The organism is Stenotrophomonas sp. S49, assembly GCF_016624905.1.
In the GTDB taxonomy this organism is placed as follows: Bacteria; Pseudomonadota; Gammaproteobacteria; order Xanthomonadales; family Xanthomonadaceae; genus Stenotrophomonas.
The window spans coordinates 1-4770 of record NZ_JACVUD010000154.1 but is presented as its reverse complement, the minus strand read 5'-3'; the positions used below and the strand labels follow the sequence as shown (position 1 = coordinate 4770).

General features: G+C 66.3%; 5 protein-coding genes and 1 tRNA gene. 2 read left to right on the top strand and 4 right to left on the bottom strand.

Features of this window, described 5'->3' with window-relative positions; all coding sequences use genetic code 11:
• Positions 1–188: 188 nt before the first annotated feature.
• Complete coding sequence (locus tag IAE58_RS19650) at positions 189–605, bottom strand: GNAT family N-acetyltransferase (RefSeq protein ID WP_199934533.1); 417 nt, start codon at positions 603–605, stop codon at positions 189–191.
• Between the two features lie 77 nt (positions 606–682).
• On the opposite strand from IAE58_RS19650, the gene IAE58_RS19645 reads away from it, so the two are divergent.
• Positions 683–1639 carry an SOS response-associated peptidase family protein gene (locus IAE58_RS19645; protein ID WP_108771821.1) on the top strand — a complete coding sequence of 319 codons (957 nt, stop codon included), beginning with the start codon at positions 683–685 and terminating at the stop codon, positions 1637–1639.
• Here IAE58_RS19645 and IAE58_RS19640 read toward each other — a convergent pair.
• A complete protein-coding gene (locus IAE58_RS19640) occupies positions 1615–2007 on the bottom strand; it encodes a response regulator (protein ID WP_108753364.1) in 393 nt (130 codons plus the stop codon). The two genes, IAE58_RS19645 and IAE58_RS19640, sit on opposite strands and share 25 nt — an antisense overlap.
• 139 nt (positions 2008–2146) lie before the next feature.
• Here IAE58_RS19640 and IAE58_RS19635 point away from each other — a divergent pair.
• Positions 2147–2232 (top strand) — tRNA-Leu (locus tag IAE58_RS19635).
• Positions 2233–2290: 58 nt separating this feature from the next.
• Here IAE58_RS19635 and IAE58_RS19630 read toward each other — a convergent pair.
• Positions 2291–4129: a methyl-accepting chemotaxis protein gene (locus IAE58_RS19630; protein WP_199934534.1), complete on the bottom strand. Its 1839-nt coding sequence runs from the start codon at positions 4127–4129 to the stop codon at positions 2291–2293.
• 203 nt (positions 4130–4332) lie between these two features.
• On the bottom strand, positions 4333–4608 hold the full coding sequence (locus tag IAE58_RS19625) for a hypothetical protein (RefSeq protein WP_199934535.1): 276 nt from the start codon (positions 4606–4608) through the stop codon (positions 4333–4335).
• Positions 4609–4770: the final 162 nt, after the last annotated feature.

Here is a 4770-nt window from a genome sequence, read left to right as displayed (position 1 = left end):
ATCACCCTTTCACGGTGGCGACCGGGGTTCGAATCCCCGTGGGGACGCCAATTCTTTGAAAAACCCGGCTTAGGCCGGGTTTTTTTTTCGTCTTCGCTCCTGGCGGGTGCATCCACGCATTGCGTGGATCTACCGCACATCCCGGTAGATCCACACCACGCGTGGATCAATGCCCCAACGCACGGAACTCAAAACCGCCGGAACATGCCGATCGATGCCGGCGCGGTGGGTGCGAATCCGAACTGCGCGTACAACCGATACGCATCACCATCGGCAAGCAGGCTCACGTATGCCGAGGGCGGCAGGTTGGCCCGCATCCAGGCATCCAGCCGCGCCATTACCTGCTTGCCCAGCCCCTGCCCCTGCAGCCGCGGCAGCACCGCGATGTCGCACACCTGCAGATGGCAGCCGCCATCACCAATGATCCGGCCCATCGCTACCAGTTCACTGCCCTGGTAGGCGCACACCCCGAACACCGTATTGGGCAGCGCACGCTCGGCGGCCTCACGCGTCTTGGCACTCAACCCAGCCAGGGCCCGCAGTTGGCAGTAGTCTTCCACCGTGGGCACCGCGTCGCGGAACTGGCAGTTGCTTGCAGCATTCATACACCTTCTCCCGGATTGTCCGGCTATCCTGCCGCACTCCGGTCGCAGCCGCTGCGACCTCCACCGGCCACGCCCGCATGTGCTATTCCGCCCTGATCCGCGCCGACTACGCCAAGCTTGTCCGTGAGTACGGCGCCGTACTGTCGCTGGAGGAATTTGCCGAGCTGTACGCGCACGATCCCGGCAAGAAGCGGCCCAAGACCCCCAAGGCCATGGACGATGGCTTTGCCGGCGCACGCACTGAGCAGGGCCGCGACATCGTGGCGAAGATCCAGCAATGGCACGCCGAAGAACAGCAGGCGCTGCAGGCCGAGCTGGTGAAACAGAGCGAGCGCCGCGACATTGCCGCCGCCACGCTGGCCACCCGTCCCACGCAGAAGGCCCGCAACGACCTGCGCGTGGCCGGCAACCGCATCGAACGTGCGCAGGCACGCCTGGACGATCTGCACCGCGTGCAGCTGCTGCCGCGCGACAACCGCATCTTCCCCGGCACCTACGCGCCGGTCATGGTCAGCGAGAACGGCCAGCGGGTGATCAAGCCGATGCGCTATCAATGCCGCCTTCCGGACAAGCCGGCGCGCAACGACGTGCTCTATCCGGGTACCTACAACGCGCGACGCGACAGCCTGGAGGGCTACTGGCGCGGCGCCTTCGGCCTTCGCCACGGGGTGGTGATGGTGCGCGCGTTCTACGAGCACGTACCGCGCCATGCCATCGCCGGGCGACAGCTGGGCAGCGACGAGAAGGAACAGGACGTGATCCTGGAATTCCGCCCCGACCCGCCGCGCGACCTGCTGCTGGCCTGCCTGTGGGCGGAATGGGAAGGGCCCGAAGGCCGCCTGCTATCGTTTGCCACCATTACCGATGCGCCGCCGACCGACGTGGCAGCCGCCGGCCACGACCGTGGCGTGGTCCCGATCCGGCCCGAACATCTGGATGGTTGGCTGAATCCTGATCCAGACCAGCTGGGGCTGCAGTACGCGATCCTGGACGACCGCGAGGACATCCACTACGTGTACGAAGAGGCCGCCTGACTGGATCGCCCCACCGCACGCTGCAGCGCGGTACACAGATCGATGGACAGGTACGGCTTGACCAGCAGCACGCCGGCGCCCATCGCGGCCGGCAACTGCGCAGCACTCATGCCGGTGGCCAGCACGAACGGTACGCCTGCCTCGACCAGGGCCGTCGCCACCGGTTCGCTGGTTTCGTTGCGGGCCAGGCGGTAATCCAGCAGCACCACGTCCGGGCGTTGGGCGGCCAGCAGACGCAGCGCATCGGCCACCGAAGCGGCCACACCGATCACTTCGGCGCCGAACTGTTCCAACTGCATCTGCAGCAGCGAGGCGCTCATTTCGTCGTTCTCGACCACCAGCACCCGAAGGTCCTGCAACGCTGACATGGGCTCTTGCTCCGGCACGTGTTAAGCCGGTGCAGTATAGCCATCACAGTGCCGTTACCGACAAATTACGGGGGGATCGTCTCAGTTTCCGGCTCCCTCTATGAACAGCCGTCGGGCTCGGTTACACTAGCCCGCTGATGCCGGTGTGGCGGAATGGTATACGCAGCTGACTCAAAATCAGCCGGGGGTAACCCCATGAAGGTTCGAGTCCTTTCACCGGCACCAACGCATCAAAGGCCAGGTCATCGACCTGGCCTTTGGCGTTTCTGGGCCTGCCGAGCGCTCACACCACCCGCAGCACCGGTGCATGCCCGGCAGGCCCGTGCCCTGCCCCGGCTTCCACCCGGAACGCGGCCACGGTCTGCAGCAGCTGCGCAGACTGCTCTTCCATGCTGCGCGCCGCCGCCGACGCCTCTTCCACCAGCGCAGCATTCTGCTGCGTGCCCTGGTCGATCAGGTCCACGGCCTGGTTCATCTGCTGGATGTCGTCGCTCTGCTGCTGCGCGGCGCTGCTGATGTCGGCCATCAGATCGCTCACCCGGCGCACGTCGCGCACGATCTCGTCCATGGTGCGCCCGGCGCTTTCCACCTGGGCGGTACCGGCGCCGACATTGGCCACCGATTCGTCGATCAAGCGCTTGATCTCCTTGGCCGCACTGGCCGAGCGCTGCGACAGCTCACGGATTTCGGTGGCCACCACGGCAAAGCCGCGCCCATGCTCGCCGGCGCGCGCCGCTTCAACCGCAGCGTTGAGCGCCAGGATGTTGGTCTGGAAGGCAATGCCGTCGATCACCCCGATGATGTCGACGATGCGCCGCGACGACGCGTTGATGACGGCCATCGTGGACACCACCTCGTGCACCACGCTGCCACCGCGTGCAGCTACTTCGGCCGCCCCGCCGGCCAGCGTGCTGGCCTGGCGGGCATTGCCGGCGGTGCGTTGCACGGTGTCGGCCAGGCCCTTCATCGAAACGGCCGTTTCCTCCAGCGATGCGGCCTGCTGTTCGGTGCGCTGGGACAGATCGCTGTTGCCCAGCGCAATCTCGCTGGCACCCACCGCGATGGTGTCGGCAGCGAACTTGATCTGACCAATGATGCCGGCCATGGTCTCCACCAGCGCGTTCACGCCCTCGCACAGCTCGGCCACCGGGCCGCGCTTGCCGTCCAGCGGAATGCGCCCGGTCAGATCGCCCAGCTTGGCCGCCGCTACCACTTCCCGGGTCTGCGCCACGGCCTGCTGCATGGCCTGGCTTTCGTGCATCTGCGCGGTGATATCGGTGGCGTATTTCACGACCTTCAGCGGTCGGTCGTTCACGTCCAGGATCGGGTTGTAGCTGGCCTGGATCCAGACCTCGCGGCCGTTCTTGCCCAGCCGCCGGTACTGGCCCGCGTCGTATTCGCCGCGCCCCAGCTTTTCCCAGAACTGCTTGTAGGCCGGGCTGGCCCGGTACTCCGGTTCGACGAATAGCGAGTGGTGCTGCCCCTTCACCTCGTCCAGCGTGTAGCCGGTGGCGGCCAGGAAGTTCGCGTTGGCGGTCAGGATCCGCCCGTCCATGCTGAACTCGATCACGGCCTGTGATTTGTCGATCGCCGCCAGCTGCCCGGCCAGCTCGGCGGCCTGCTGCTTCTGCACGGTGATGTCAGTGGCGAACTTCACCACTTTCACCGGTCGCCCGAAGCGGTCCAGCACGGGGTTGTAGGAGGCCTGGATCCAGATCTCGCGGCCCCCCTTGCCGAAACGGCGGTACTGGCCCGCGTCGAATTCGCCCTGCCCCAACCGTGCCCAGAACGCCCGGTACTCGGCACTGCGGGCGTGCTCGGGGTCTACGAACAGGGAATGATGCTTGCCGCGGATCTCATCTTCGGTGTAACCCACCGCCTGCAGGAAGTTGTCGTTGGCCTGCAGGATGGTGCCGTCCAGCGCGAACTCGATGACCGCCTGCACCCGGTGCAGTGCCGCCACCTGTGCCGCCATGTCGGCGCGTTCGCGCTCGGCCGCGGTCTCGGAAGCGGCAGTGCCGCCCTGCCCGGCCAGACGCCCCTGCAGGGCGCGCCAGAAAGACCAACGGGACGGTGTTTCGGCCGGCGCCTGCGCGCCCGCGGTGAAGCCTGGCATGAGCATGGTCTGTTCCTTGGTTTCCGTGAACGGTGCGGCCCATCGGCGGAATGCGCACGGGAACATCGATTGCCTGGAACCTGCAGACACCTGGGGGCGGCGTCACTCGAGCGATGGCGCGGAGCGGCAACAAGTGCCTCCGGCAAGGGAGGCAGTCTGGATATCGGCCGCCATGGCGGGGCCTTGAGGACTATTTTTGCAGCGTCGGTTCAGCCCCGGCGCCAGATCGCCCAGCGCAGCACGGCCACCGCCAGCACAGACGGCAGGTAGCCCACCGCGCCAACCAGGGCCAGCAGGGCAGCGTTCACCCACGGCCCGCCCCCACCCAGAATCCAGCTGGTGTGCTGCAGGATGTACAACGCGCCCGGCAGCACCAGCAGCGGCGCCAAGCGCAGCAACTGCCAGGGCCAGCGAACCGGCCCAATGAAACCGACCAGCGTACCCAGCAGGGCACCGACCATTGCGATGGGAATGGGGGCTTCCATTCAGATGCTTCCTTCTTGTGCGTCACCCGCGCCGAGCGTGTCCGACAACCTGCCCGGTAGAGTCGAGCTTGCTCGACTTCCCGCTTCGTAGAGTCGAGCTTGCTCGACTGTCCGCTTCGTAGAGTCGAGCTTGCTCGACTGTCCGCTTCGTAGAGTCGAGCT

Coding starts and splice junctions, on each gene's coding strand:
- IAE58_RS19645 (WP_108771821.1), top strand. CDS start 683: ATGTGCTATTCCGCCCTGATCCGCGCCGACTACGCCAAGCTTGTCCGT.
- IAE58_RS19640 (WP_108753364.1), bottom strand. CDS start 2,007: ATGTCAGCGTTGCAGGACCTTCGGGTGCTGGTGGTCGAGAACGACGAA.
- IAE58_RS19625 (WP_199934535.1), bottom strand. CDS start 4,608: ATGGAAGCCCCCATTCCCATCGCAATGGTCGGTGCCCTGCTGGGTACG.
- IAE58_RS19630 (WP_199934534.1), bottom strand. CDS start 4,129: ATGCTCATGCCAGGCTTCACCGCGGGCGCGCAGGCGCCGGCCGAAACA.
- IAE58_RS19650 (WP_199934533.1), bottom strand. CDS start 605: ATGAATGCTGCAAGCAACTGCCAGTTCCGCGACGCGGTGCCCACGGTG.